Consider the following 26303-nt stretch of genomic DNA (forward strand, 5'->3'; position numbering starts at 1 on the left):
GCTCGCCGTCCAGCATGCCGTGCAGCAGGACCGATTTGTCGGGGCAGCTCATCGTGCCTCCTCCCCCTGGCGGGCCAGCCAGGCGCGCTTGACCAGCAGCCGGGCCCGGGCCAGCCGCGACATCACCGTGCCGATCGGCACCTCCGTGACCTCCGCAATCTGCTGATAGGACAGGTCGTTCATCTCCCGCAGCACCAGCACCTCGCGGAACGGCTCCGGCAGCGCCTCGACCAGGGCGCGCACCACCGCCGCCTCATCGATCCGGATCAGGGCCGCCTCCGGATCCTCCGGCGTCTGGCCCCAGGGGTCGGCGGTGGCCTCGGCCGCCGCCTCCTCCGGGTCCGGCAGCGGCTCGCCCTGCTGCGCGCGCCGTGCCCGCAGCCAGGCATAGAAGCAGTTGCGCAGGATCGCCAGCAGCCAGGGCCGCGGGTCGCCGCCGCTGAAGCCGTCGAAATAGCGCAAGGCCCGGGCGAAGGCCTCCTGCACCAGGTCATCGGCATCCGCCGCGCTGCGGGTCAGGTAGCGGGCCAGGGTGTAGGCGTCGTCCAGGTAGGGCAGCACCGTCTCCCGGAACCGCGTCGCCGCATCCTTCGTCCCGCGCATCGGTGCCTCCCCGCCGGGACGGGCCGCGCGACGCGACCCGCCCCGAAGCCGAGCATCCTCCCGCCCCGCCGCGGCGTCGAGCGGCCTGATCAGGTGGAGGCGGGTCACGGCGTCACGGTGATCCGCCCGGTCATATGCGGATGCAGGCTGCAGAAATACTGGACCGTACCGGGCTTCGACAGGGTGGTGGTGAAGCTGTCGCCGGTGTCGAGGGCCTTGGAGCGGAAGCTCTTGTCCGTCGCCACGACCGTGTGCGGGATGTCGTCGCCATTGGTCCAGGTGACGGTGGTTCCGGCCGGGACGGTGATCTCGGCCGGGCTGAAGGTGAAGTTGTCGATCCTTATGGTGACCGGCTCCGCGGCCCGGGCACCGCCCAGGCCGAGCAGCAGGGCGAAGGCAACCCCGGCGGCGGCGCGCCGGGGAAACAGGAAGCTCATTCTCGATCTCCGGATGTCGGGAAAATCCGCTCAGGACGCGGCGAGCGGCGTGTCGGTCAGCGCGAGCTGCTTGCTGCCGTGACGGACCTCGATGCTGGTGGTCCCGAGCACCTTGCGCAGCTGGTCGTCCGGCACCTTCATCGGGCCGGCCGAGGGCGCGGTGCCCGGCGCCGGCTGCGGGAAGGCGGTCGACCTGGCGGTGTGGAAGACGACGTTGCCTTCGACCTTCTGGATGATCTGGTGGATGTGCCCGTTCAGGACGGTGACCGAGCCGAAGCGCTTCAGGTAGGACAGGGCCTTGGCGCCGTCCTCCGTCCCCCAGCCCCAGTCCTGGTAGACGAGCCAGAGCGGGATGTGGGCGAAGAGCACGATCGGCGTGCTGGCCGACTTGCCGCGCAGGTCGTCCTCGAGCCATTCGAGCTGCTCGTCCCCGAGATTGCCGAGGCCGCCGGCCTTGAGGTTGACGACGTTGACCAGCCCGATGAAGTGCACGCCGTGGGAGTCGAAGCTGTACCAGCCGGCGCCCTTGCTGCCGCGGCCGTAGCGGTCGAGATAGGCCTTCCCGACCTCGTCATCGAGCAGGTCGTGCTCGCCGGGGACGTAGTGCACCTGCAGGCCGGCACTGCCGATCACCTGGTCGGCGTCATCGAACTCCTTCGGCTTCGACAGGTGGCTGATGTCGCCCGTGTGTATCAGGAATTCGGGCTTCTTCTGCAGGGTGCCGATGCGCGTCACCGCCTCCTGCAGGGTGCCCAACGCGTTCGGATTCGCCGGCTTGTCGAAGCCGACATGGCTGTCGCTGAGCTGCAGGAAGGTGAAGCCGGACGGCTCCGCCGCCATCGCCTCGCCGACGATGCCGAGCGACCGCGGCACGCCGCCGCTCAGCCCCCACAGCACTCCGGTGCCGGCCCACACCATGCATTTCAGGGCGCCGCGGCGGTCCATGCCGTCCGGCCGATCTCCCTTGTCGCCACCTGTCATGACGGAATCTCCTGTGCGGACGGGATCGTCCGCTGGTGGAGATCACGGGCCGGCCGGGTTTATTCCCGGGAAACATCGATCCCTGTTTCGGCTAGGCTGTGCCCCCGAACACTGCCGGTGCCTGCCATGCCGTCCTCACCGCTCGTGCCGGAGCTCTATGTCTCGGAGATCGGCCGCAGCCTTCGTTTCTACACCGGCGTACTCGGCTTCGCCGTGCTGTATGACCGGCCGGAGGAACGCTTCGCCTATCTGGTGCGCGAGGGCGCGGCCCTGATGCTGGAGCAGCCGGCCGATCCGGCGCGCACCTGGCTGGCCGGGCCGCTGGAGCACCCCTATGGCCACGGCATCAATCTCCAGATCTCGGTCGCGGACATCGACACGCTGCACGCCGCCGTCCTGGCCGCCGGAGCGCCGCTGCTGCTGCCGATGGAGGAGCGCTGGTACCGCCGCGAGAGCATCATGCTCGGCCAGCGCCAGTTCGTGGTCCAGGACCCCGACGGCTACCTGCTGCGCTTCTGCCGGAGTCTCGGCACGCGGCCGGCCTCGAAGGGAGCCGGCTGATATCGGTCATGCGCCGGAGCCGGACCGCATCGCCTCCAGGGCGCCGATCCCGCGGCCGCGCCCTGTTGGAGCGGATGCACCCGCCATAATTTGGCGACGGTCCGTTGCTAGGAAGGCGAGGTCTGGCCGGCTCTCAACTTTAGCAACGCTGGTGGGAGAGAAGATGCTCAGCAAGCATGTTGGACTGCTCGCCATCATGGCGTCGGTCGGATCGGCGATGTCACCATCGGCCAGGGCGCAATGCGTCGAGTGCGCGACGCAGATGTTGAACTCCACGATCCAGAGCAACATCACACAGGGGATCTACGACGATCTCAACCGGCAGAATCGCCAACGTGACGAGGAGAGGCGGCAGAGGGATGCCGCCCGTGCGGCCGGCGCCGGAACAGCAGTCTCCGCCTCGATCGAGGATCGGGTGATGGACGCCGTGATGGCTCCATTGGTGCCGGAGTTCAACCGCAGGGCGGCAAGGGATGGCAAGGCCAGTGCCCAGACCTGGTACACGGCTGCGGCCCGTGAGCTCGGCGGCCAGGCCGGCAGCTTGGCGCCCGAGTACCGGCGTCGCGTCGCGACCGATGGCCAAGCGAGCGCCGATGCCTGGTATGTCGCGGCCGCCGGCGAGTTGAGTCGCCGATATATCCAGAGCAGGCGCTGATTCCTCTCCTGACACCGGAGCCCTGACGCTCCTGCCTTGACGCCCCGTGGCCCTGCCCGCATGGTCGCGCCATCTTCGGTGAGACTCGGCGGGCCTCTTGGACGAACCCAGCCCAAGCGAGAGCGGACCGGCCGGGCTGACGCTGCGGCCGGCTACGGATGCCGATGCCGGGACCCTGGCGGCGATCCACCGCCGGGCCCGCGAGTCGGCCGCGATCCCGAACCTGCACAGCCGCACCTCCGTCCGCCGCTTCCTGCTGCGCACGATCCGGCTGTCGCAGGTGATGATCGCCTGCCGCGACAGCGTGCCCGTGGGTTACGCCGCGCTCCACAACGGCTGGCTGGACCAGCTCTACATCCACCCCGACCACCACCGGCTGGGCATCGGCACCGCGCTGCTGGCCTGGGCCCGGCGCGACGCCCCCGGCCTGCGCCTCTACTGCTTCGCCCACAACGCCCGCGCCCGCGCCTTTTACGGCTCCCATGGCGGCCGGATCCTCAGCGAGGGCGACGGCTCCGACAACGAGGAAGGCCTGCCCGACCTCCTCATCGGCTTCCCTGAAACCTAAGGATTCTCCGGCAAGCCTCAGATTCCCATACTGAATCCGCATGCGGAATGACCTGCGGTTGCGCAAATCCGCGCTTGCGCACGCCACGGAACTGACACAATATGTGGGGGCTTGGTACGGTGAACCACCCACGGATAGGGCCAGCCACAAGAGGCGAACCGGTCTCGATTCTGTCGGTTGCGACTCCGGCCCCGGCTCCGGGAATCGCGGAGCTCCGCGGCTCACGGAAAGTATCCGCAAGTTCTTCACTGGCAATTCACTGATCTTTCCACTGAGTTATCCACAGAGAGAGCAAAATTCTGAATTACAATACTTGTTTTTGATTTAGGATGACGGTTCCTTGACTGATCTGTGGCGGCTCGCCGATGCGAGTCGCCGGTGGAGTTCGGCGCGGGGATTGCGGTCCCCGATTGGGCATCAGACGGGGGTCGCGGCGGCGCGACGGACGAAGGAGGATCGGGGGCCATGCGGATCGAACGGCGTTTCACGGCCGAGGGGCACGACGCCTATGAAGGGATCGAGTTCCGGTCGGCGACCAGCGAGATCCGCAATCCGGACGGCTCGGTGGTGTTCCGCCAGACCGACATCGAGGTGCCGGCGGAGTGGAGCCAGGTCGCGTCCGACATCCTGGCCCAGAAGTACTTCCGCAAGGCCGGCGTCCCGGCGCGGCTGAAGCGCGTTCGCGAGAAGGGCGTGCCCGAATTCCTGTGGCGCAGCATCCCCGACGAGAAGGCCCTGGCTGAGCTGCCCGAAGCCGAGCGCATGGGCGGCGAGCGCACGGCGCAGCAGGTGTTCGACCGGCTGGCCGGCACCTGGGCCTATTGGGGCTGGAAGGGCGGGCTGTTCGATTCGGCCGCCGACGCCCGCGCCTATTTCGACGAGATGCGCTTCATGCTGGCGCAGCAGATGGCCGCGCCGAACAGCCCGCAATGGTTCAACACCGGCCTGCACTGGGCCTACGGCATCGACGGCCCGGCCCAGGGCCACTGGTATGTCGACGAGAAGACCGGCGAGCCGCGCCTGTCCGACAGCGCCTATGAGCGGCCGCAGCCGCATGCCTGCTTCATCCAGTCGGTCGCCGACGACCTGGTGAACGAGGGCGGCATCATGGACCTGTGGGTCCGCGAGGCCCGCCTGTTCAAATACGGCTCCGGCACCGGCTCCAACTTCTCCAAGCTGCGCGGCGAGGGCGAGCGCCTGTCCGGCGGCGGCCGCTCCTCCGGCCTGATGAGCTTCCTCAAGATCGGCGACCGCGCCGCCGGCGCCATCAAGTCGGGCGGCACCACCCGCCGCGCCGCCAAGATGGTGACGGTCGACATCGACCACCCGGACATCGAGACCTATATCGACTGGAAGGTGGTCGAGGAGCAGAAGGTCGCGGCCCTGGTCGCCGGCTCGAAGCTGGCCCGCAAGCACCTGAACGAGGTGATGGAGGCGTGCCATTCCGTCTCCGATGCCGAGACGGGCGACCGCTTCGACCCGAAGCAGAACAAGGCGCTGAAGCGCGCCATCCTGGGCGCCCGCAAAGCGGCGCTGCCGGAGAACTATGTCCAGCGTGTCATCCACTTCGCGCGCCAGGGCTACACCGGCATCGACTTCCGGGTCTATGACACCGACTGGGATTCGGACGCCTACCTGACCGTCTCCGGCCAGAACTCGAACAATTCGGTCCGGCTGACCAACACCTTCCTCGAGGCGGTGCAGCAGGACGGCGAGTGGCAGCTGATCCGCCGCATCGACGGCAAGGTGTCGAAGACGCTGAAGGCCCGCGACCTGTGGGAGAAGATCGGCCACGCCGCCTGGGCCTCGGCCGATCCGGGGCTGCAGTTCGACACCACCATCAACGAATGGCACACCTGCCCGGAATCGGGGCGCATCAACGCCTCGAATCCGTGCTCGGAATACATGTTCCTGGACGACACGGCCTGCAACCTGGCGTCCCTGAACCTGATGACCTTCCGCCGTGCCGACGGCTCCTTCGACGTGCCGGCCTTCGAGCATGGCTGCCGGCTGTGGACCATCACCCTCGAGATCGCGGTGATGATGGCGCAGTTCCCGAGCCGCGAGATCGCCCGCCTGTCCTACGAGTTCCGTACCCTCGGCCTGGGCTACGCCAATATCGGCGGCCTGCTGATGGCGTCGGGCCTGTCCTATGACAGCGTCGAGGGCCGCGAGCTGTGCGGCGCCATCACAGCGCTGATGACCGGCGTCGCCTATGCCACCTCGGCCGAGATGGCCAAGGCGGTCGGCCCCTTCCCCGGCTACGCCAAGAACGCGCCGCACATGCTGCGCGTGATCCGCAATCACCGCCGCGCCGCCTACGGCGAGGCCGACGGCTACGAGGGGCTGTCGATCAATCCGGTGCCGCTGGAGGCCGATGCCTGCCCGGACCAGGAGCTGGTCGCGGCCGCCCGCCGCGCCTGGGACCGCGCGCTCGGCCTCGGCGAGAGCTTCGGCTACCGCAACGCCCAGGCGACCGTGATCGCGCCGACCGGCACGATCGGCCTGGTGATGGATTGCGACACCACCGGCATCGAGCCCGACTTCGCCCTGGTGAAGTTCAAGAAGCTTGCCGGCGGCGGCTACTTCAAGATCATCAACCGGGTGGTGCCGGAGGCGCTGCGCGTCCTCGGCTATAGCGACGACCAGATCGAGGCGATCATCCGCTACGCCGTCGGCCACGGCACGCTGGAGACCTCGCCGGCGATCGGCTGGGCCGCGCTGAAGGCCAAGGGCTTCACCCAGGCGGCAATCGACGCGGTCGAGCTGGGCCTGAAATCGGCCTTCGACATCAAGTTCGTGTTCAACCGCTACACCCTCGGCGACGACTTCCTGACCGGAACGCTGAAGGTGCCGGCGGCGGCGCTGGACGACGTGACCTTCGACCTGCTCGCCTTCCTCGGCTTCTCCAAGGCCGAGATCGAGGCCGCGAACACCTTCTGCTGCGGCGCCATGACGCTCGAGGGCGCGCCGGAGCTGAAGGACGAGCATCTGCCTGTGTTCGACTGCGCCAACCCCTGTGGCCGCATCGGCAAGCGCTTCCTGTCGGTCGAGAGCCACATCCGCATGATGGCGGCGGCGCAGCCCTTCATCTCGGGCGCGATCTCCAAGACCATCAACATGCCGAACGCGGCGACGGTCGAGGACTGCAAGGACGCCTACCTGCTGTCCTGGCAGCTCTGCCTCAAGGCCAACGCTCTGTACCGCGACGGCTCGAAGCTGAGCCAGCCGCTCAACGCCTCCCTTCTCGACGACGATGCCGAGGACGAGGAGGAGAGCCTGGTCGAGCGCATCATCGACGCGCCGGCCGGGGCCCGTGCCCCGATGGTGGCGGAGCGGATCGTCGAGCGGGTGGTGGAACGGATCGTCGAGAAGACCGGCATCCGCGGAAAGCTGCCGCACCGCCGCAAGGGCTACACCCAGAAGGCGATCGTCGGCGGCCACAAGGTGTATCTCCGCACCGGCGAGTACGATGACGGGCGCCTCGGTGAGATCTTCATCGACATGCACAAGGAAGGCGCCGCCTTCCGCAGCCTGATGAACAACTTCGCCATCGCCGTCTCGATCGGCCTGCAATACGGAGTGCCGCTGGAGGAGTTCGTCGAGGCCTTCACCTTCACCCGGTTCGAGCCCTCGGGCCCGGTGCAGGGCAACGATGCCATCAAGATGGCGACCTCGATCATCGACTACATCTTCCGCGAGCTGGCGGTCTCCTATCTCGACCGCAGCGATTTGGCCCATGCGACGCCGGACGACCTGACGCCGGACACGGTCGGCAAGGGCGTGACCTCGGACGACGGCAAGACCCCGGCGGTGGCCGAGGCGACGCCGATCCGCAAGGTGGCCTCGACCGGCTTCGTCCGCGGCAACTTCCGGGTGTTCGAGGGCGGCAATGTCCGCAGCGTCGCCCGGGTCGGCGAGATGCAGGAGCTGGTGAGCGAGGCGGCGACGGCGCTGCACACCGAGGGCGCCACCGCCCTGGCCCCGGCGCCGGAGCCGGTCCCGCTGCGCAGCGCGGCCTTGAACGGCACGGCGGATGTCCGCCTGGCCAAGATCCGCGAGGCGCGGGCCAAAGGCTATGAGGGCGACCCCTGCCCCGAATGCCAGAACATGACCCTCGTGCGGAACGGCACCTGCCTGAAATGCGACACCTGCGGCGGGACGACTGGGTGCAGCTGAGGCCCGGAGGGCGATAGGGAGCGGACAACAAGAGACGATGTCGAATCTTACAAAAGCGGCACTCGTCTCGCGATAGTGAGCACTGGCTAAGGCCAAGTTTCAGGATAGCCGGCCCTGGCGAGACCGCTCCGCGGAACTCGCCAGGGTCTTTTTGTACGACAGGGACATTGTGACGCGCTTCATGCGCGGCACCGGAGCGTCTGGCCAAGAAGTCAAGCGATCCGGGATCCACGAAGCCCGCGGCGCCCCGAACCGCCCTCCGGACTCTCAGAGCGCCGCCCCGGCCATGGCGTCGGTGTCCGGGGAATAGGGCCTGGGCTCCGCGCCGGTGAAGAACGACCAGAAGCTCTCATAGACCAGGTCCGGGCGATGCTCCGCCGGGTAGTGGCCGGTCGGGATGGCCCAGCCGCGCAGATCCGGCGCCCAGGGCGTCCAGGCCTCGATCGGCTTCAGATGGCGCCCGACATGGCTGTTGCTGCCCCACAGCACCATGATCGGGCATTCGATCCGGCGCTTGCCGAAATCCGCCGCGTCCATCGCCAGGTCGAGGGTCACGGTCGCGCGGTAATCCTCGCACACCGCGTGGATCTGCTCCGGCGTGGTGCAGCGCGCATATTCCCGGAAGGCCTCGGGCGTGAAGATCTGCAGGCCGACGCCCTTCTTGTTGAGCTTGTACTGGATGTAATAGTCGAGGTCGGCGCAGATCAGCTTCTCCGGGAACGGCGCCTTCTGCGCCATGAAGAACCAGTGATAGCTCTCGAGCCCCCAGCCGAGCGTGACATTGGTCAGCAGGTGATGGGTCGGGATGATGTCGAGCGCGCAGAACCGGGTGACCCGGTCCGGCCGGTCGAGCGCCATGCGGAAGCCGACCCGCGCCCCCCGGTCGTGCCCGGCGAGGGCGAAGCTGTCGAAGCCGAGGGCGGTCATCACCTCGAAGGCGTCTTCGCCCATCGCCCGGAAGCTGTAGGCGGCATGGTCCGGCCCGCCATCCGGCTTGGCGCTGTCGCCATAGCCGCGCAGGTCGATCGCCACCACCGTGAAGGTCTTCGCCAGCGACGGCGCAATGCAATGCCAGCTGACATGGGTCAGCGGGTTGCCGTGGATCAGCAACAGCGGCGGCCCGTTGCCCGCGATGGCGGTGTTGATCTCGGCGCCGCTGGTCTTGATGCGCCGATAGATGAAGCCCTCCATCAGCGATCCATGGCCCGTCGCCAATGGCGGCATTGGCGCGCTGGCGGCCGGTGAGGTCTGGGAAACCATGCTCTTCCTCCCGCGAATGGTGGCTGTACCCTTTTCCTCGAATTGAAAACTGTCAACAATTTTCAGTTGACTTTCATCAAAGCGGGAGCACGATCATCGCAGCGGCCCCGGGATCGACAGCGTCGCCCGGCCGTCGATGCCGGCCAGAGCCGAGGAAACGCACCATGACGGATTCAAGCGCAGCCGCCCCCCGCCTGGCCCTGCTGATGGGCGATGCGACCGGCATCGGTCCGGAGCTGGTGGCCCGCGTCGTCTCGGATGGCCGGCTGGCCGATGCCGCCCGGATCGTCGTCTTCGGCGACCGCCGGGTGCTGGAGATGGGCGCCCGCGACGCCGGCGTCACGCTGCCCATCCGGCCGGTGGAGGATGAGGAGCACATCGACTGGGATGGCCCGGATGTCCCGCTGATCGATCTCGGCAACATCGACCCGGCTGCGTTCCCGCGCGCCGCGGTCTCGGCCGAGTCGGGCCGGCTGACCGGCGACACGCTGGCCGCCGCGGTGCGGCTGGCGCTGAAGGGCGGGCTGGACGCCATCACCTTCGCGCCCCTGAACAAGGCCGCCCTGCATGCCGGCGGCTGGCGCTTCCCGGACGAGCACAAGCTGTTCGCCCATCTCCTGGGCCACAAGGGCTATTTCTCGGAGATGAACGTGCTGGACGGCCAGTGGATGTCGCGCGTCACCTCGCATGTGCCGCTGCGCACGGCGGTCGAGCAGATCAACCACCACAGCATCATCCAGGCGATCGAGCTGGTCGATCAGACGATGAAGCGGGCCGGCATCGCCAAGCCGCGCATCGCCGTCGCCGCGCTGAACCCCCATGCCGGGGAGAACGGGCTGTTCGGGCGCGACGAAATCGACGTGATCGCCCCGGCGGTGAAGGCCGCCGCGGCGACCGGCATCGACTGCAAGGGCCCCTTCCCGTCCGACACGGTCTACATCAAGGCCTTCGCCGGCGAGTATGACAGCGTGGTCGCGATGTATCACGACCAGGGGCAGATCGCGACAAAACTGCGCGGCTTCAGCCGCGGCGTGACGGTGACCGCGGGGCTCGATACGGTGTTCACCACCCCGGCGCACGGGACCGCCTTCGACATCGTCGGCCAGGGCGTCGCCACCACCGGCGCGCTGGAGGCGGCGGTCCGGCTGGCGGCGCAGCTCGCGCGCCGCAAGGGGCTGCAACGGACCGAAACCGCGGCCTGACACCGGGCCCGCCGACTGGGAAGCGATCATGACGCCATCGAACAGTTTCCGCATCGCCGTCATCCCCGGGGACGGCATCGGCAAGGAGGTCGTTCCCGAGGGTGTCCGGGTGCTGGAGAAGGCGGCCGCCCACTTCGGCATCGGCCTGTCGCTCGACTGGTTCGACTTCGCCTCCTACGACCATTACGCCCGCCACGGCCAGATGATGCCGGACGACTGGAAGGCGCAGATCGGGTCGCATGACGCGATCTTCTTCGGCGCGGTCGGCTGGCCGGCCGGCGTTCCCGACCACATCTCGCTGTGGGGATCGCTGATCCAGTTCCGGCGGGAGTTCGACCAGTATGTGAACCTGCGGCCCGTCCGCCTGATGCCGGGCGTCCCCTGCCCGCTGGCCGGCCGCGGCCCGGGTGACATCGACTTCTGGGTCGTGCGCGAGAACACCGAGGGCGAATACTCCTCGATCGGCGGCCGCATGTTCCCCGGCACCGACCGGGAGGTGGTGATCCAGGAGACGGTGATGACCCGCACCGGCGTCGACCGCGTGCTCAAATTCGCCTTCGAGCTGGCGGCCAAGGGCAAGCGCAAGCATCTGACCTCGGCGACCAAGTCCAACGGCATCTCGATCACCATGCCCTATTGGGACGAGCGGGTGGTGGAGATCGCCAAGGCCTATCCGGAAGTGCGCTGGGACAAGTACCACATCGACATCCTGACCGCGCAGTTCGTGCTGCATCCGGACTGGTTCGACGTGGTCGTCGCCTCCAACCTGTTCGGCGACATCCTGTCGGATCTCGGCCCGGCCTGCACCGGGACCATCGGCATCGCGCCGAGCGCCAACATCAACCCCGAGCGCAACTTCCCCTCGCTGTTCGAGCCGGTGCACGGATCGGCGCCGGACATCGCCGGCCAGGGGATCGCCAACCCGATCGGGCAGATCTGGTCCGCCGCCATGCTGCTCGACCATCTCGGGCAGGCCGAGGCGTCGGCGGCGATCGTCTCGGCGATCGAGACCGTGCTGGCGCAGCCGTCGCTGCGCACCCGTGACCTGGGCGGCAGCGCCACCACCGTCGAGTGCGGCCATGCGGTCGCGGCCGCCCTTTAAGGCTGCAAAACCCTCAGGAAAGCTGTCATTCCCGTAAAAGCGGGACTCTTCTGCCATTCGGAACGCCAAGAGATCCCCCGCTTTCGCGGGGATCATGATGAAAATAGGGGCCGGGAAACGACACCCCGTTGACAAATACGGTCAACTGTCGACAATCTTCTGAAAACAAAAACACCCCACCCTCGGGCAGACGCGTGCGAACCGCAAAGCGGCTGGGAGGATTCATGCCTTTCGTGGAACTCGACGGGCTGACGAAACGGTATGGCGACCTGACGGTCGTCAACGGCGTCGACCTCGCCATCGACAAGGGAAAGCTGGTCTGCCTGCTCGGCCCGTCCGGCTGCGGCAAGACCACGACGCTCCGGCTGGTCGCGGGGTTCGCGGAACCCTCGGCGGGGCAGATCCGGGTCGGCGGGCGCGTCGTCTCCTCCCCGGCTGCCAGCGCGCCGCCCGAGGCCCGGAACATGTCGATGATCTTCCAGAGCTACGCGCTCTGGCCCCACATGACGGTGTTCGAGAACGTCGCCTACGGCCTGCGGCTGCGGCGCGCGGGCAAGGCCGACATCCAGGCGCGGACAGCGCGCATCCTGCAGGCGACCAGGCTGGACAAGCTGGCGGAACGCTATCCCGGCGAGCTGTCGGGTGGGCAGCAGCAGCGCGTGTCGCTGGCCCGGGCCCTGGTGGTCGAGCCGGAGACGCTGCTGCTGGACGAGCCGCTGTCCAACCTGGACGCCAATCTGCGGGAGGAGATGCGGTTCGAGATCCGCCGCCTGCACGACGAATACCGCTACACGACGGTCTATGTGACCCACGACCAGACCGAGGCGATGACCGCCGCCGACATCATCGTGGTGATGAACCAGGGCCATGTCGAGCAGGCGGGATCGCCGGAAGACATCTATGAGCGGCCGCGGTCGGAATTCGTGGCCCAGTTCATCGGCGGCACCAACATCTTCAAGGGCCGGCGCGTCGGCGACGATGCCGTCGATTGCGGCGGCGGGCTGGTCCTGCGCTGCGGCAGCGGCGATTTCGCCGCGGATGGCCCGACCGCCGTCTCAGTAAGGCATCACGACGTCCATCTGACGGCCGAGCGGCCGAACGGCCAGGCCGGCAACTGGGTGGCGGGCACGGTGATGCGCCAGGTCTATCTCGGCTCGCACCGGGACTATCTGGTCGGCCTGCCGGGCGGCGAGGTGGTGCGGGCCATCGCCCCGGTCGGCGTCGCCATCCCGCAGAACCAGGAGGTCTGGCTCCACTGCCCGCCCGAGCGGTGCAGGGCACTCGCACGATAAGGGAGGAAACAATGTCGAACGCAAGAATTGCGGCCGTGACCCTGTTCGTCGCCATCGGCTGCAGCGGGCCGGGCTGGGCGGCGGCGCCCGAGCCTTATCAGGTGACGCCCGACCTCGTCGCCGCGGCCACCAAGGAAGGCACGGTCGTCTACTACACCTCGACCGACGTCCAGGTGGCCGAGAAGCTGGGCGCCGCCTTCGAGGCCAAGTATCCCGGCCTCAAGGTCCAGGTCGAGCGCGCCGGCTCCGAACGGGTGTTCCAGCGCATCGGCCAGGAATATTCGGCCGGCATCCACAATGCCGACGTCATCGAGACGTCGGACGCCTCGAACTTCCTGACCTTGAAGGACCAGAGCTGGCTGACGCCGGCAGTGCCGGAGGATGTCGCCAAGCTCTGGGGCGCCGATGACAAGGACCCGGACGGCCAGTACGCCGCGTTCCGCGCCACGCTGACGGTCATGGCCTATCGCACCGATCTGGTGAAGCCGGAGGATGTGCCGAAGACCTGGACCGACCTGCTGGACCCCAAATACAAGGGCAAGCTGGTCAAGTCGCACCCCGGATACAGCGGCAACGTGATGACCGCGACCTATGCGCTGAGCCAGCTTCTCGGCTTCGACTATTTCGAGAAGCTGGGCCATCAGGAGGTGATGCAGGTCCAGTCCTCGACCGAGCCGCCGAAGGTGCTGTCCCAGGGCGAGCGGCCGATCCAGGCCGACGGCAACGAATACAACGTCTTCATCCTTCAGGACCGGGGCGTGCCGATCAAGCCGATCTACCCGCCGGAGGGCACCTCCATCGCCTTCGGCAATGCGGCGATCCTGGCCTATCCGCCCCATCCGAACGCGGCGAAGCTGTTCTATTCCTTCATGTTCTCGCAGCAGGCGCAGCAGCTGAACGTCGATGTCGGCGGCCTGCGGTCGGTCCGGCCCGACGTGACCGAGAAGGCCGGGCGCACGCCGCTGTCGCAGATCAAGCTGATCGAGTCCGACCCGGCCGATGTCCGCGACGCCATCGAGGACATCAAGCAGAAATACGAGGAGTATTTCGGGACCTGAGGTCGGCCAGGCGCCAGCCGCAAGGGAACCCACGTCTCGTCTGTCATTGCCGGGCTTGACCCGGCAATCCAGGGGCCACGAAGAGCCGCTCCTGAAGGCCCCTGGATCCTCGGGTCAAGCCCGAGGATGACAGCGGAGAGTGTACCGCTCGCTTCCCTGCCCGCCGATTGCCGGCCCCGACCGAACACCCGTGGATCGAGCCCGAAGGTGACCAGGTGACCAGCACTGCCCTGCCTGCCGATTCCGCCGGCCGCCGGCCGCTTCGCCGCTTCGACCTTTCGATGCCGCTGTTCCTGCTTCTGGCCGCGGTCCTGTGCCTGCTGGTGCTGTTTCCCCTCGGCTGGCTGGTCACCTACGCGGTCACCAACCGGTCGGGGTCGTTGACCCTGGCGAATTTCGGCCGCCTGCTGTCCGACGCCACCATCCACCGCGCCTTCCTGATCGCGATGGCCATGGCCGCCTGCGTCGGGCTCTTCTCCTGCCTCGTGGCCACGCCGCTGGCCTGGCTGGTCGCGCGCACCGACATGCCGGGGCAGCGCCTGATCCGCAGCCTGGTGACCGCCTCCTTCGTGACGCCGCCCTTCCTCGGCGCCATCGCTTGGGCGATGCTGGCCGCGCCCAACAGCGGCATCCTCAACAACATCTATCGCTGGGCCTTCGACCTCGACCCGTCGGAGGTGCTGTTCAACATCTACACCTTCCCGGGCCTGGTCTTTGCCATCACCTGCTACTCGTTTCCCTTCGTCTTCACCCTCGTGGCCAATGCGCTCGACAAGGTGCCGTCGGACCTGGAGGAGGCGTCGGCGATCCTGGGCGGCAGGCCGGGGACGACCCTGCGGCGCGTGACCCTGCCGATGGTGCTGCCCGCGATCCTGGCCGGGGCCTTGATCGCGATCGTCCAGGCCTTCACCATGTTCGGCTCCCCCGCCATCCTCGCCTTGCCGGCGGGCTTCCACGTGCTGACGACAAAGATCTGGAGCTATTTCCAGTTCCCGCCGCGCCTCGACCTCGCCGCGGCCAGCGCCGTGCCGCTGCTGGTCGTCACCATGCTGCTGCTGTGGCTGCAGAAATGGCTGCTCGGCCGGCGTGGCTACACGGTGGTCGGCGGAAAGAGCGGCACGCCGCGCCGCACCAGGCTCGGCCGCTGGAAATGGCTCGCCGGCGCCTATGTGCTGCTGATCCTGTGCGTCACCATCGTCTTCCCCTATCTCGCCCTGCTGAAGGTCGCGCTGACGCACAACCTGTCCGAGCCGCTGAGCTGGAGCGCGCTGACCCTGCACAATTTCGAGTTCGTGCTGTTCGACCTGTCCGCCACCCGCCTGGCGATCTGGAACACGCTGATCCTCGGCCTGGCCACGGCGACCCTGGCGACCGGCATGGCGCTGGTCGTCTCCTACCTGGTCGCGCGCCGCGCCGTGCCCGGCGCCTCCCTGCTCGGCGTCCTGGCGACGGCGCCGATCGCGGTTCCCGGCATCGTTCTCGGCGTAGGGCTGTTCCTGGCCTATGCCAACCCCGCGCTGCGGCTGTACGGCACGCTGTGGATCCTGCTGATCGCCTTCCTGACGATCGAGCTGCCATCGGGCTACCAGCAGCTCTCCGCCGCCATCCGGGGGGTGCATCCCGAGCTGGAGGAGGCCAGCCGCATCCTCGGCGCCACCCGGCTGCGCAGCCTGTGGCAGATCACGGCGCCGCTGCTGCGCACCACCGTCGTCGCCGCCTGGTGCTTCGTCTTCATCGGCACGATCCGGGAGCTGTCGGCCACCATCCTGCTGACGACGGCGCAGACCAAGCTGGTGTCGGTCATCATCTACGATCTCAACGAGAGCGGCGACTACGGGGCCATCGCGGTGCTGGGCATCCTGCTGCTGGTGGTCTCCTTCACCGTGGTCCTGATCGCCAACAAGCTGCCCGTGCTGGGCGGAGCGAAGCCGAGGGTGAATTGAGATGGAGGACAGGCCCCGCTCCAGGACCGCAGCGGTCGGCCCGCTTGACAACCGGGGGCTCGCCTCCGTTATGGCTATATCCTGATGATGTCGTCGTCGCAGCGGCTGGGGGAGATCGGCGAGGTGGAGACCGCGAACCGCCGCGCCGGGACCGGGCGACATGGCCTGAACGGCATTGAACGGACTTCCGACCCATGACGGACACCACCGACAACACGCCGGGCTTCTCGCCCATCGATTTCCTGCGCACACGGTCGCTGACGAATGTCGTGCAGACCGAGATCGAGCGGATGATCGTCGAGGGCGAGTTCACCCCGAATGAGCGGATCAACGAGAACGCCCTGGCCCAGCGCCTCAAGGTCAGCCGCGGGCCGATCCGGGAGGCCTGCAGCGCCCTGGCCGCGCTCGGCCTGATCCAGATCATCCCGAACCGCGGCTTCTTCGTGCGGGAGCTGAGCAGCGACGAGGCGCGCGACGTCTCCGAGGCCCGCGCCTGCGTCTTCGCCTCCCTCGCCATGTGCGCCGCCATGCGCATCAGCGACGCCGAGATCGCCAAGCTGCGCGAGCTGGTCGACCGGATGGACGGGCTCGCGGCGGCCGGCGAGGTCAGCCACTACTACCCGGTGAACCTGCAGTTCCATTCCGAGCTGGCGCGGGCCTCCGGCAACGCCCGGCTGGCGCAGATCTATCTGGGTCTGGCGCGTGAGCTGCACATCCAGCGCTACCGCGCTCTGGCCAGCGGCGACGTGCTCGACGTCTCCAACGCCGAGCATCGGGCGATCTTCGACGCGGTGGCCGCGCGCGACCAGCAGCGGGCTTTCGCCGCCGGATACGCGCATATCATCAACGGCATGTCGCGCACGCGCCGGGCGGCGGAGCTGGTCCATCGCCACCCGCCGGAAGGCTGACGGCCGGCACCGGCCGGCCCTCGCCGCCCCGAACCATCAGAATGATGTGAGCCGCCGGCCGCGGAGGCGGCATGGCCTGCCATGTCTCGTCCTCGGAATGCGGGGCATGCTCGGCGCCTTTTTGCCAACAGAAAATTGTTGACAGTTTACCAATGCCATCTGCCTAATCCCCTTCAGGTTCCATCCAACGGCCAGCCCGAAGGCCGTGCGGGGCCGCTCTCAACGACGGGGAAGATCGATGGGCAACGCCGTTCAGACCGGTCTCACGAATTACGTGGCCGGCTTCGTTTCCGACACCGGGCTGGCCGATCTTCCGGACGACGTGGTCGCGCTGGGGAAGAAGTCCATCCTTGACGGGCTGGGCCTGGCCCTGTCCGGGTCGGTGGTCCGCAGCGGCGAGCTCGTCCGGCAGCATCTGGACGAGCTCGGGCTGCAGCCCGGCGCGGCGACGGTGATCGGGGCGGGCCGCAAGGTCGCCCCGCGCTTCGCGGCCTTCGCCAACGGCGTCGGCATCCATGCCGACGACTATGACGACACCCAGCTGGCGGTCGCCACCGACCGGGTCTACGGCCTGCTGACCCACCCCACCGCCCCTGCCCTGCCCGCGGCGCTCGCCATGGGCGAGCAGACCGGGGCGTCCGGCGGCGCGGTGATGCTGGCCTATCACCTGGGGGTGGAAGTGGAGTGCAAGATTGCCGAGGCGATCGCCCCCCGCCACTACCAGACCGGGTTCCACGCCACCGCCACCTGCGGCACCTTCGCCGCCGCGGCCGCCGCCGCCTCGCTGCTCCGGCTCGATGCCGAGGCGACGGCCCGCGCGCTGTCGGTCGCCGGCAGCCAGTCGGCCGGGCTGCGCGAGAATTTCGGCACGATGACCAAGCCCTTTCATGCCGGCCGGTCGTCGGAGAGCGGCATCGTCGCCGCCCAGCTCGCCGCCTCCGGCTGGACCGCGACCGACAGGATCCTGGAGGCGCCGCGCGGCTTCTTCCAGGCCGCCGGCGGCGGCTACGACGCCGGGGCGATCCAGTCCCGCCTCGGGGCGCCCTGGACCTTCGCCGACCCCGGCATCTCGATCAAGCCGCACCCCTCGGGGTCGCTGACCCATCCGGGCATGACCGAGATGGCGCGGCTGATCCGCGAGCACGGCATCAAGGCGGCGGATGTCGAGCGCGTTCGCGTCGGCACCAACTCCAACATGCCCAACGCCCTGATCCATCACCGCCCGCAGGACGAGCTGCAGGCGAAATTCTCGATGGAGTTCTGCATGGCCATCCTGCTGCTGGACGGCAAGGCGGGCCTGTCGGAGTTCACCGACAAGACCACCCGGCGCGACGACGTCCGGGCGATGATCGGGAAGGTTGATTTCGTGGTCGATGAGCGGGCCGAGCGGGCCGGCTATCACAAGATGACGACGATCATCGACATCACCCTCCGCGACGGCCGTACGATCCATGGCGAGGCCGATTTCGGCAAGGGCAGCCCGGCCAACCCGATGAGCTATGACGAGGTCGCCGCCAAGTTCCGCGACAACGCCGCCCATGCCGGCCTGGGCCGGGCCGCGGCGGACGAGGTGGTGGACCTGGTGCGCGACTTGGAGCGGCAGCCCTCGATCGAGCGGCTGATGAGCCTGGTCGCGCGGGCCGGCTGACCGGGCGGGATGCGGCCATGGCTCACCTCACCATCGGCATCCTCGACGGCGACGATATCGGCCTCGAGATCGTGCCCGCCTCGGTCCGGGTGGCGCGCGCCGCCGCCGCCCGCGCCGGGCTCGACATCGACTGGCGGCCGATGCCGATCGGCCGCCGGGCGCTGGACACGCACGGGTCGACCATGCCGGACGGCACGCTCGAGGCGCTGGCGGCGATGGATGGCTTCATCCTCGGCCCGATCGGCCATCGCGCCTATCCAAAGGGGCCGGGCGCCATCAACCCGCACCCGATCCTGCGCAAGCATTTCGGCCTGTTCGCCAATGTCCGGCCGACCCGCTCCTACCCCGGCCTCGGCGCGCTGTTCGACGATGTCGACCTGGTCATCGTCCGCGAGAACAACGAGGGGTTCCAGCCCGACCGCAACGTCGTCGCGGGCTCCGGCGAGTTCCGGCCGACCGAGGACACCACCATCTCGGTGCGGGTGATCACCCGCCAGGGCAGCTATCGCGTGGCCAAGGCGGCGCTGGAGATCGCGCGGGCCCGGCGCCGGAAGCTGACCCTGGTGCACAAGAACACGGTGTTCAAGCTGGGCTGCGGCATGTTCGTCGAGGAATGCCACCGCGCCGCCGAGGACTTCCCGGACGTGACGGTGGACGAGGTGATCGTCGACACCTTCGCCATGCGGCTGCTGCGCGACCCGCAGACCTTCGACGTGGTGGTGACCACCAACATGTTCGGCGACATCCTGACCGACGAGGCCGCCGGGCTGGTGGGCGGCCTGGGCATGGCGCCCGGCCTGTGCATCGGCGAGGGCGCCATCGCCATGGCACAGGCGGCGCACGGCTCCGCCCCCGATATCGCCGGCCGCGGCATCGCCAATCCTTTCGCGATGATCGAATCGACGCGCATGATGCTGGACTGGCTGGGCCGCGACCGTGGCGTTCCCGAAGCCGTGGCCGCCGCCGCACTGATGGGCAGGGCCACGGTGGCGGCGCTGGCCAAGCCGGAGACGCGGACCGGCGATATCCGCGGAACCGCCGGCACCGCCGGAATGACCGACGCCATCGTGAACGCCATCGAGACGGAGACCGACCATGTCCTCGCATAGAATTGCCGTCCTCGGCGGCGACGGAATCGGCGTCGAGGTGGTCGAGGCCGGCGTCCGCGTGCTGCAGGCGCTGGCCGAGGTCGAGCCCGGCCTGTCCTTCGGCTTCGAGCGGTTCGACTGGGGCTCGGACTACTACCGTCGCAATGGCCGGATGATGCCGCAGGATGGACTGGCGCAGCTGGAAGGGTTCGACGCGATCTATTTCGGCGCGGTCGGCGACCCGGACCTGCCGGACGACATCACCCTGTGGGGCCTGCGCCTGGCGATCTGCCAGGGCTTCGACCAGTATGCCAATGTCCGGCCGACGCGCCTGCTGCCCGGCCTGGCCGGCCCGCTGCGGCCGGAGTTGGGCCGGCAGATCGACTGGGTGATCGTGCGCGAGAACAGCGAGGGCGAATATGCCGGGGTCGGCGGCCGGGCCCATCGCGGCCTGCCGATCGAGGTGGGCATGGATGTCGCCGTATTCACCCGGGCGGGGGTCGAGCGCATCGCCCGCTTCGCTTGCGACCTCGCCTCCTCCCGCCCCCGGCGGCTGCTGACGGTCGTCACCAAATCCAACGCGCAGCGCCACGGCATGGTGTTCTGGGACGAGGTGGTGAAGGAGGTCATCCGTGACTATCCCGGCCTGACCGTCGACTGGATGCTGGTCGACGCCATGACCCAGCGCATGGTCAACAAGCCCGGCTCGATCGACACGGTGCTGGCCACCAACCTGCACGCCGACATCCTGTCGGACCTCGCCGCCGCGCTGGGCGGATCGCTCGGCATCGGGTCGACCGCCAATATCGACCCGTCGCGCCGGCGCCCGTCGATGTTCGAGCCGATCCACGGCTCCGCCTTCGACATCATGGGCAAGGGCGTCGCCAACCCGCTGGGGTCGTTCTGGACAGCCAGCCTGATGCTCGACCATCTCGGCGAGGGCGCCGCCGCCCGCCGCCTGATGGCCGCCATCGAGACGGTGACCGAGCGGCGGGAGCATCTGAGCCCGGATCTCGGCGGCACGGCGGGCACGCAAGAGGTGACGGATGCAGTGATCGCGGCCCTGCGCGGCGGCAACGCCTGAGCCGTCCGGGTCAGCCGGCGCTCACCCTGCCGGCATTCCGGACAGGGCCGTGTCGACGGCGTTGCCCAGCCGCTCCACGATCTCGTCGATGTCATCGGCGGTCGAGATGAAGGGCGGTGCGATCAGCACGTGGTCGCCGCGCCTGCCGTCGATCGTGCCGCCCATCGGATAGACCATCAGGCCGTGGTCCATCGCCGCCTGCTTGATCCGGGCATGAAGCTTCAGCCCGGGATCGAACGGCTCCCTGGTGCCGCGGTCGGCGACGAGGTCGATCGCCTGGAACAGGCCGCGGCCGCGGACGTCGCCGACATGGTGGTGGTTGCCGAAGCGCTCGGCCAGGCGTCGTGCCAGATGCCCGCCCATCTGCCTGACATTCGCCAGCAGGTTGTCGCGGCGGATCACCTCCTGCACCGCGAGCCCGGCCGCGGCCGCCATCGGATGGCCCATATAGGTGTGGCCGTGCTGGAAGAAGCCCGAGCCCTCGGCGAAGGCCTCGAAGATCCGGTCCGACAGCAGCACCGCGCCGATCGGCTGGTAGCCGCCGCCGAGACCCTTGGCGATCACCATCAGGTCCGGGGCGACGCCGTCCTGCTCACACGCGTGCAGCGTGCCCGTGCGCCCCATGCCGCACATCACCTCGTCGAGGATGAGCAGCACGCCGTAGCGGTCGCAGATGGCGCGGATCCGCTTCAGGTAGTCCGCGACCGGCGGCACGGCACCGGCCGTGGCCCCCACCACCGTCTCGGCGACGAAGGCGATGACCTCGTCCCCGCCGAGCTCCAGGATCTTGTCCTCCAGCGCCTGCGCGGCGCGCGCCGCATAGTCGGCGTCGGATTCCCCGGGCCGCTGGAAGCGATAGGCGAAGCACGGGTCGATGTGGTGCGTCTCGATCAGCAGCGGCCTGAACTGGCTGCGCCGCCATTCATTGCCGCCGGCGGCGAGCGCGCCGAGCGTGTTGCCATGATAGCTCTGCCGGCGGGCGATGATGTGGCGGCGCTGCGGCTCTCCCCTTTCGACGAAGTATTGCCGCGCCATCTTCAGCGCTGCCTCGACAGCCTCGGAGCCGCCGCTGACGAGGTAGACATGGCCGATGCCCGCTGGGGCGTCGGCGACCAGCCGGTCGGCCAGCTGCTCGGCCACCTCGGTGGTGAAGAAGCCGGTATGGGCGTAGGCGAGCGTGTCGAGCTGGGCGTGCATCGCGGCGATCACGTCCGGATGGCCGTGGCCGAGGCAGGAGACGGCGGCGCCGCCGGACGCGTCGATGTAGCGGCGGCCGTCGCTGTCGAACAGCTCGATGCCCTTGCCGCCGACGGCGACGGGAAGCTTGCCCTTGATCGATCGGTGCAGAATGCGGGTCATGGCATCGGCCGAGCCTAGATGTGGGTGGAAAGGGCCCTGAACTGGCGTTCCATCGCGCGCACTGCGGCGAGGGCCCCTTCGCCGGCGGTCGCCGCGAGGATAGCGGCCAGCGCCTCGGCGACCGCGAAGGCCGGCGCCATCGTGTGGAAGAAGGACGGGCTTTCGGTCGGAACGATGATGGCGACGCGCGCCCGGACCACCAGCGGTGACACCACGCTGTCCGTGATCGCGACGACGTCGAGCCCGCGCGCCAGCGCGTAATCCGCGAGCTCGACCGCCGCGCGCGTGTACGGCTTCACGCTGACGGCGAGCAGGGCATCGCCCTGCCCGGCTTCCCGCAAGGCGTCCGGCCCCGTTCCGCCCGGGGCGTCGAGCAGGCGGACCGCGCCACCGGCAAGCCCGTATACATAGGCGAAATGGCAGGCCACCGTGTAGCTGGAGCGGTAGCCGAGCACATGGACGCGCCCGGCCGCGGCGAGCACAGCGGCGGCCCTGGTCACGTCCTCGAGCGCCGCGGGCCGGCACAGCGCTGCCAGGTGGCGCTCCAGCGTCTCCATCAGGTCGAAGGCCAGGGCGCCGTCGCCGCCCTGCCGGCGGCGTTCGACCAGCGCGCCCGCCTTGTCGGAAAACTCCGTCTCCCCCCGCCGCAGGCTCTCGGCATGGAGGGCGCGCAGGTCCTCGTAGCCGTCGAGCCCCATGCGCTGCGCCAGCCGCGTCATCGAGGCTGGTGTCACGCCGGCCCGGCGCGCCTGCTCCCGCATCGTCAGCAGCGCCACGTCGCGCGGATTGTCGAGCACCCATTGCGCCGCGGCACGCAGCTGGCGCGGCATCGCCTGATAGGCCTCCAGGAGGCGCGAACGGAAGGCCGGTTCCGACATGGACCGGAACTTACGCCCGCCGATCCACTGCTGCAATGAACATTTCAAAACTCAAAAAATGAGTGTAGCGTTTCATCCAAACAGGGCCAAGAACGCAGGGAGAGCTCGATGAACCGTCATCCGCATCGTCATCTCGGCACCGCGCTGACGCTGGTGGCGCTGGCCTTCGCCGCAGGACCGGCGATGGCCGAGGACCCGATCGCCATCGGCTGGGTCGGGCCGCTGTCCCCGCCCGGCAACTATTCCGGCGGCCAGGAGATGCAATGGGCCGTCCAGCTCGAAGTCGACCAGATCAACAAGGCCGGCGGCGTGCTGGGCCGCCAGATCGAGGTCACCTACGAGGACACCAAGGGCCAGCCGGCGGAAGGCAGCGCCGCCGCCGTGCGCCTGATCACCAAGGACAATGTCGCGGCGATCATCGGGGAGTTCCACTCCTCGGTCGCCCTCGCCGAGATCGAGGAAGCGCACAAATACGGCGTTCCCTGGGTCGGCACGGATGTCTGGGCCGACGCCATCACCGCCAAGCAGTATCCGGAGGTGTTCCGCCTCGCGCCCGCCAACTCGCTGGTCTACGTCAAGGCGGCCGACTGGACGGTCGAGCAGGGCTTCAAGAACATCGCCATCGTCGCCGAGAACACCGATTTCGGGCAGGGCGGAGCCCAGGTCATCGCCGGCGAGCTGAAGGCCAAGGGCGTCCCCTACACCATGGCGACGGTCGACCTGAACCAGCAGGACTTCACCCCGGCGCTGCTGCGCCTGATGAGCCAGAGCCCGCGGCCCGACGCCATCCAGATGGTGATCGCCGGCCAGGCGCAGTACCAGCTGGTCAAGCAGGCATGCCAGCTCGGCCTCGCCCCCACTGCGGAGACGGCCCTGATCGGGTCGTCCGGCCTGCTGCAGAAGGAGGTGTGGGAGGTCGTCGGCCCCTGCGCCAAGCACCTGCTGATCGTCAATGTCGCGCAGCCGAAGTCGCAGTGGAACGACAAGGCGAAGGAGTTCGTGAAGGCGTTCACCGAGCGCTACAACCGGGCGCCCACCGGCGTCGCGCTGGAGGCCTACGACACGCTCGGCGTCGTCATCGAGGCGATCAGGAAGGCCGGCTCCGCCGACCGCGCCGCAATCATCAAGGCGTTGGAGGAGATCAGGTACGAGGGCGTGAACGCCACCTATACCTTCCCGACGGACAAGACCCCGGACTGGGCTTTCCATCAGTTCAAGGACGTCCCCTTCACCATCATCCAGTACACCGAGGAGAACCAGTCGCCGGAAGACGCGGCCATCGTCTATCCGAAGGCCTGGGCCACCACGGACAAGATCCTGCCCGGCAAGTGATCGGAGCGGCCGGCGGCCCGAGGCTGCCGGCCGTCATTTCGCCGGATCCGTCCCATCGACCTGCGGCAGCGCCCGGACCATGAGCTATTTCCTCCTCCTCGCCGTCAACGGCCTGGTCATCGGCCTGATCTTCGCCCTCGTGGCGTCGGGGCTGACACTGGTCTTCTCCGTGCTGAAGGTCGTCAATTTCGGCCACGGCTCGCTCTACATGCTGGGCGGCTACGCGTCCTACTACCTGATCTCGGCGCTGGGCCTGCCGCCGCTGGCCGGGGTGGCCGGCGCCATGATCGCCCTCTTCCTCTTCGGCGTCGTCTTCGAACGGCTGGTCATCGCGCCGATGTACACCGACAAGGTGGAGCGGAAGGACGAGTACGCCATCATCGTCACCTTCGGCCTGACCATCCTGCTGACCAATCTCGGCCTGGTGGTGTTCGGGCCCTTCGCCAAGTCGCCGCCCTCCTTCATGGCGGGCGTGCTGATCCTCGGGCCGCTGATCCTTCCTTACGAACGGCTCATCGCAGCGATCGTCGCCGTCGTCCTGCTCGTCGGCCTCACCGTCTTCCTGAAGCGCACCGCCCTGGGCCAGGCGCTCGACGCCGTCAGCCAGAGCCGGGAGTCGGCGGCCGTGATCGGCATCGACCCGCGCCGCATGTACACGGTCGCCTTCGGCCTCGGCTCGGCGCTGGCCGGCGGCGCCGGCGCGCTGATCGCCCCGATCTTCGCGCTGTCGCCTTCGATGGGCGACCTGCCGGCGGTGCAGGCCTTCATCATCATCGTTCTCGGCGGCATGGGCTCGGTCGGCGGCAGCATCGCCGGCGGCATCCTGCTCGGCCTCGTCCAGGGGCTCGGCGTCGGCTACCTGCCCGACCCGAACCGGGCACTGGCCTACACCCAGGCCTTCGGCGCGCTGCTGCTCGTCGTCACCCTGCTCCTCCGGCCGACCGGCCTGTTCGGGCGGTCGCATCTGCGGCTGGAATAGGAGGCGCCCGATGCTGCGCCCCTCCTTTACCCAGGGGAGCCAGATCCTGCTCCTCGCGATCGCCCTGGTCCTGCCGCTGCTGGCCGGCCCCTACTGGATCCATGTCGGCGCCATCGCCTGGTACTATGCGCTGCTGGCCGCGAGCTGGGCCTTGCTGGCCGGCTATGCCGGGCAGTTCTCCTTCGCCCATGTCGCCTTCGCCGCGCTCGGTGGCTATGCCTCGGCCCTCTGCGCCGGGCAGCTGGGATTTCCGCTGCCGCTCGCCATCGTGACCGCGATCCTTCTGGCCGCCGTGGTCGGTGCCCTGATCGGCGCCCTCGTGCTGCGGCTGTCAGGGCCCTATCTCGCCTTGTTCACCCTGGCGATTTCCGAGATCTTCCGGCTGGTGCTGGTCGCCGAGGAAGACGTGACCCGCGGCATGCAGGGCCTGCCGGTCCCGGGCCTGTTCCCGGGCCGGACCGACATGCCCTACTACTATCTCGGCCTCGCCCTCGTCGTCCTGGCGGTCGGTGCCATGAACGTCCTCCTCGCCACGCGGGTCGGGCTGTTCCTGCGCGCCATCCGCGAAGACGAAGGCGCCGCCCGCGCCAGCGGCGTCGACACGACGCGATACAAGATCCTGGTCTTCGTCGTCACCAGCGTCATCGCCGCCATCGCCGGCATCTATTACGGCCACTTCATCGGCATTCTCACCCCGAACATCGCCATCCTGCCGGAGATGGGGCTGGTCATCGCCATGGCCGTGATCGGCGGCATCGAAAGCCTGACGGGAGCGGTGATCGGCGCCGCGGTGGTCTTTCTGCTTTCGGAATCGCTGCGCTCCTACGGCGAGTGGCGGTTCGTGCTGATGGGGCTGGCGCTGATCCTGGTGCAGCGCTTCGCGCAGAACGGCCTGTTTCCGGCGCTGGAGCAGCTGGCACGCCGCCGGCCGCAGCCGCGCCCGACGGCATCGGCCATGGAGGAGCCTAGCGATGGCTGAGGACGGCGCGCCCTTCTTCTCCGTCGGCGATCTGTCCAAGCATTTCGGCGGCATCCATGCCGTCGAGGACCTGTCCTTCGGGCTCGGGCGGGGCGAGATCGTCGGGCTGATCGGGCCGAACGGCTCCGGCAAGACCACGACTATCAACATGGTGACCGGAGCGCTCAAGCCGAACAGTGGCTCGATCCGTGTCGGAGACCACGACAT

Annotated in this window: 23 protein-coding genes; 17 read left to right on the top strand and 6 right to left on the bottom strand. The window is 68.5% G+C overall.

Translation table 11 applies throughout. The features are described 5' to 3' along the window. Window positions 1-48: 48 nt before the first annotated feature. The 3 genes from P409_RS03065 to P409_RS03075 all read right to left on the bottom strand — a co-directional run bounded on the left by P409_RS03065 (window position 49) and on the right by P409_RS03075 (window position 2021). Window positions 49-603, bottom strand: a complete 555-nt coding sequence (locus tag P409_RS03065; RefSeq protein ID WP_034831592.1) for a sigma-70 family RNA polymerase sigma factor — start codon at window positions 601-603, stop codon at window positions 49-51. Window positions 604-707: 104 nt separating this feature from the next. Next, window positions 708-1040: a cupredoxin domain-containing protein gene (locus P409_RS03070; protein WP_052119968.1), complete on the bottom strand. Its 333-nt coding sequence runs from the start codon at window positions 1038-1040 to the stop codon at window positions 708-710. 30 nt (window positions 1041-1070) lie between these two features. Beyond that, window positions 1071-2021 carry a metallophosphoesterase family protein gene (locus P409_RS03075; RefSeq protein ID WP_034831593.1) on the bottom strand — a complete coding sequence of 317 codons (951 nt, stop codon included), beginning with the start codon at window positions 2019-2021 and terminating at the stop codon, window positions 1071-1073. A gap of 126 nt (window positions 2022-2147) precedes the next feature. Here P409_RS03075 and P409_RS03080 point away from each other — a divergent pair, with 126 nt between their 5' ends. The 4 genes from P409_RS03080 (at window position 2148) to P409_RS03095 (ending at window position 7984) form a co-directional block, all read left to right on the top strand. Next, on the top strand, window positions 2148-2582 hold the full coding sequence (locus P409_RS03080; protein WP_034831594.1) for a bleomycin resistance protein: 435 nt from the start codon (window positions 2148-2150) through the stop codon (window positions 2580-2582). A 163-nt stretch (window positions 2583-2745) separates the two neighbouring features. After that, window positions 2746-3237, top strand: coding sequence for a hypothetical protein (locus P409_RS03085; protein ID WP_034831597.1), 492 nt, complete (start codon window positions 2746-2748; stop codon window positions 3235-3237). A gap of 97 nt (window positions 3238-3334) precedes the next feature. After that, the gene (locus tag P409_RS03090) at window positions 3335-3805 is read left to right on the top strand and encodes a GNAT family N-acetyltransferase (RefSeq protein ID WP_052119969.1); all 471 of its coding nucleotides are present in this window, start codon (window positions 3335-3337) and stop codon (window positions 3803-3805) included. A gap of 465 nt (window positions 3806-4270) precedes the next feature. Continuing rightward, window positions 4271-7984 carry a vitamin B12-dependent ribonucleotide reductase gene (locus P409_RS03095; RefSeq protein ID WP_034831599.1) on the top strand — a complete coding sequence of 1238 codons (3714 nt, stop codon included), beginning with the start codon at window positions 4271-4273 and terminating at the stop codon, window positions 7982-7984. 267 nt (window positions 7985-8251) lie between these two features. Here P409_RS03095 and P409_RS03100 read toward each other — a convergent pair whose 3' ends face one another. Further along, complete coding sequence (locus P409_RS03100) at window positions 8252-9244, bottom strand: alpha/beta fold hydrolase (RefSeq protein WP_202964533.1); 993 nt, start codon at window positions 9242-9244, stop codon at window positions 8252-8254. A gap of 164 nt (window positions 9245-9408) precedes the next feature. Here P409_RS03100 and P409_RS03105 point away from each other — a divergent pair, with 164 nt between their 5' ends. The 9 genes from P409_RS03105 (at window position 9409) to P409_RS03145 (ending at window position 20569) form a co-directional block, all read left to right on the top strand. After that, window positions 9409-10446 carry a PdxA family dehydrogenase gene (locus P409_RS03105; RefSeq protein ID WP_034831600.1) on the top strand — a complete coding sequence of 346 codons (1038 nt, stop codon included), beginning with the start codon at window positions 9409-9411 and terminating at the stop codon, window positions 10444-10446. A gap of 28 nt (window positions 10447-10474) precedes the next feature. Beyond that, window positions 10475-11548 (top strand): tartrate dehydrogenase, encoded by a 1074-nt coding sequence (locus P409_RS03110; RefSeq protein WP_034831601.1) that lies wholly within the window; start codon window positions 10475-10477, stop codon window positions 11546-11548. Window positions 11549-11772: 224 nt separating this feature from the next. Further along, a complete protein-coding gene (locus P409_RS03115; protein WP_034831602.1) occupies window positions 11773-12840 on the top strand; it encodes an ABC transporter ATP-binding protein in 1068 nt (355 codons plus the stop codon). An 11-nt stretch (window positions 12841-12851) separates the two neighbouring features. Beyond that, window positions 12852-13898 carry an ABC transporter substrate-binding protein gene (locus tag P409_RS03120; protein WP_034831603.1) on the top strand — a complete coding sequence of 349 codons (1047 nt, stop codon included), beginning with the start codon at window positions 12852-12854 and terminating at the stop codon, window positions 13896-13898. Window positions 13899-14113: 215 nt separating this feature from the next. Beyond that, a complete protein-coding gene (locus tag P409_RS03125; RefSeq protein ID WP_034831617.1) occupies window positions 14114-15841 on the top strand; it encodes an ABC transporter permease in 1728 nt (575 codons plus the stop codon). A gap of 194 nt (window positions 15842-16035) precedes the next feature. Next, window positions 16036-16749 carry an FCD domain-containing protein gene (locus P409_RS03130; RefSeq protein ID WP_052119971.1) on the top strand — a complete coding sequence of 238 codons (714 nt, stop codon included), beginning with the start codon at window positions 16036-16038 and terminating at the stop codon, window positions 16747-16749. Window positions 16750-16987: 238 nt separating this feature from the next. Further along, on the top strand, window positions 16988-18397 hold the full coding sequence (locus tag P409_RS03135; RefSeq protein ID WP_034831604.1) for an MmgE/PrpD family protein: 1410 nt from the start codon (window positions 16988-16990) through the stop codon (window positions 18395-18397). Window positions 18398-18414: 17 nt separating this feature from the next. After that, entirely contained in the window at window positions 18415-19506 is a 1092-nt protein-coding gene (locus P409_RS03140; RefSeq protein WP_034831605.1) for an isocitrate/isopropylmalate dehydrogenase family protein, read from the top strand. Then, window positions 19493-20569 (top strand): tartrate dehydrogenase, encoded by a 1077-nt coding sequence (locus P409_RS03145; protein ID WP_034831606.1) that lies wholly within the window; start codon window positions 19493-19495, stop codon window positions 20567-20569. Before P409_RS03140 ends, P409_RS03145 begins: the two co-directional genes overlap by 14 nt. A gap of 21 nt (window positions 20570-20590) precedes the next feature. Here P409_RS03145 and P409_RS03150 read toward each other — a convergent pair whose 3' ends face one another. Together P409_RS03150 and P409_RS03155 are read right to left on the bottom strand one after the other, a co-directional pair. Next, window positions 20591-21928, bottom strand: coding sequence for an aspartate aminotransferase family protein (locus tag P409_RS03150; protein WP_034831607.1), 1338 nt, complete (start codon window positions 21926-21928; stop codon window positions 20591-20593). Between the two features lie 14 nt (window positions 21929-21942). Then, complete coding sequence (locus P409_RS03155) at window positions 21943-22842, bottom strand: MurR/RpiR family transcriptional regulator (protein ID WP_202964534.1); 900 nt, start codon at window positions 22840-22842, stop codon at window positions 21943-21945. A 72-nt stretch (window positions 22843-22914) separates the two neighbouring features. Here P409_RS03155 and P409_RS03160 point away from each other — a divergent pair, with 72 nt between their 5' ends. The 4 genes from P409_RS03160 to P409_RS03175 all read left to right on the top strand — a co-directional run. Further along, window positions 22915-24138, top strand: coding sequence for an ABC transporter substrate-binding protein (locus P409_RS03160; RefSeq protein WP_034831609.1), 1224 nt, complete (start codon window positions 22915-22917; stop codon window positions 24136-24138). 79 nt (window positions 24139-24217) lie between these two features. Next, entirely contained in the window at window positions 24218-25117 is a 900-nt protein-coding gene (locus P409_RS03165; protein WP_034831610.1) for a branched-chain amino acid ABC transporter permease, read from the top strand. Between the two features lie 10 nt (window positions 25118-25127). Then, complete coding sequence (locus P409_RS03170; protein WP_034831611.1) at window positions 25128-26096, top strand: branched-chain amino acid ABC transporter permease; 969 nt, start codon at window positions 25128-25130, stop codon at window positions 26094-26096. Next, a partial coding sequence (locus P409_RS03175; protein ID WP_034831612.1) for an ATP-binding cassette domain-containing protein occupies window positions 26089-26303 on the top strand: 215 nt, incomplete at its 3' end. The genes P409_RS03170 and P409_RS03175, both read left to right, overlap by 8 nt.

This window comes from Inquilinus limosus MP06 (genome assembly GCF_000767795.1).
Lineage (GTDB): Bacteria > Pseudomonadota > Alphaproteobacteria > DSM-16000 > Inquilinaceae > Inquilinus > Inquilinus limosus_E.

Bases quoted from the DNA above. Each gene is read 5' to 3' on its own strand.
- P409_RS03065 (WP_034831592.1), bottom strand. From the start codon at position 603: ATGCGCGGGACGAAGGATGCGGCGACGCGGTTCCGGGAGACGGTGCTG.
- P409_RS03070 (WP_052119968.1), bottom strand. From the start codon at position 1,040: ATGAGCTTCCTGTTTCCCCGGCGCGCCGCCGCCGGGGTTGCCTTCGCC.
- P409_RS03075 (WP_034831593.1), bottom strand. From the start codon at position 2,021: ATGACAGGTGGCGACAAGGGAGATCGGCCGGACGGCATGGACCGCCGC.
- P409_RS03080 (WP_034831594.1), top strand. From the start codon at position 2,148: ATGCCGTCCTCACCGCTCGTGCCGGAGCTCTATGTCTCGGAGATCGGC.
- P409_RS03085 (WP_034831597.1), top strand. From the start codon at position 2,746: ATGCTCAGCAAGCATGTTGGACTGCTCGCCATCATGGCGTCGGTCGGA.
- P409_RS03095 (WP_034831599.1), top strand. From the start codon at position 4,271: ATGCGGATCGAACGGCGTTTCACGGCCGAGGGGCACGACGCCTATGAA.
- P409_RS03100 (WP_202964533.1), bottom strand. From the start codon at position 9,244: ATGGTTTCCCAGACCTCACCGGCCGCCAGCGCGCCAATGCCGCCATTG.
- P409_RS03105 (WP_034831600.1), top strand. From the start codon at position 9,409: ATGACGGATTCAAGCGCAGCCGCCCCCCGCCTGGCCCTGCTGATGGGC.
- P409_RS03110 (WP_034831601.1), top strand. From the start codon at position 10,475: ATGACGCCATCGAACAGTTTCCGCATCGCCGTCATCCCCGGGGACGGC.
- P409_RS03115 (WP_034831602.1), top strand. From the start codon at position 11,773: ATGCCTTTCGTGGAACTCGACGGGCTGACGAAACGGTATGGCGACCTG.
- P409_RS03120 (WP_034831603.1), top strand. From the start codon at position 12,852: ATGTCGAACGCAAGAATTGCGGCCGTGACCCTGTTCGTCGCCATCGGC.
- P409_RS03130 (WP_052119971.1), top strand. From the start codon at position 16,036: ATGACGGACACCACCGACAACACGCCGGGCTTCTCGCCCATCGATTTC.
- P409_RS03135 (WP_034831604.1), top strand. From the start codon at position 16,988: ATGGGCAACGCCGTTCAGACCGGTCTCACGAATTACGTGGCCGGCTTC.
- P409_RS03140 (WP_034831605.1), top strand. From the start codon at position 18,415: ATGGCTCACCTCACCATCGGCATCCTCGACGGCGACGATATCGGCCTC.
- P409_RS03145 (WP_034831606.1), top strand. From the start codon at position 19,493: ATGTCCTCGCATAGAATTGCCGTCCTCGGCGGCGACGGAATCGGCGTC.
- P409_RS03150 (WP_034831607.1), bottom strand. From the start codon at position 21,928: ATGACCCGCATTCTGCACCGATCGATCAAGGGCAAGCTTCCCGTCGCC.
- P409_RS03160 (WP_034831609.1), top strand. From the start codon at position 22,915: ATGAACCGTCATCCGCATCGTCATCTCGGCACCGCGCTGACGCTGGTG.
- P409_RS03165 (WP_034831610.1), top strand. From the start codon at position 24,218: ATGAGCTATTTCCTCCTCCTCGCCGTCAACGGCCTGGTCATCGGCCTG.
- P409_RS03170 (WP_034831611.1), top strand. From the start codon at position 25,128: ATGCTGCGCCCCTCCTTTACCCAGGGGAGCCAGATCCTGCTCCTCGCG.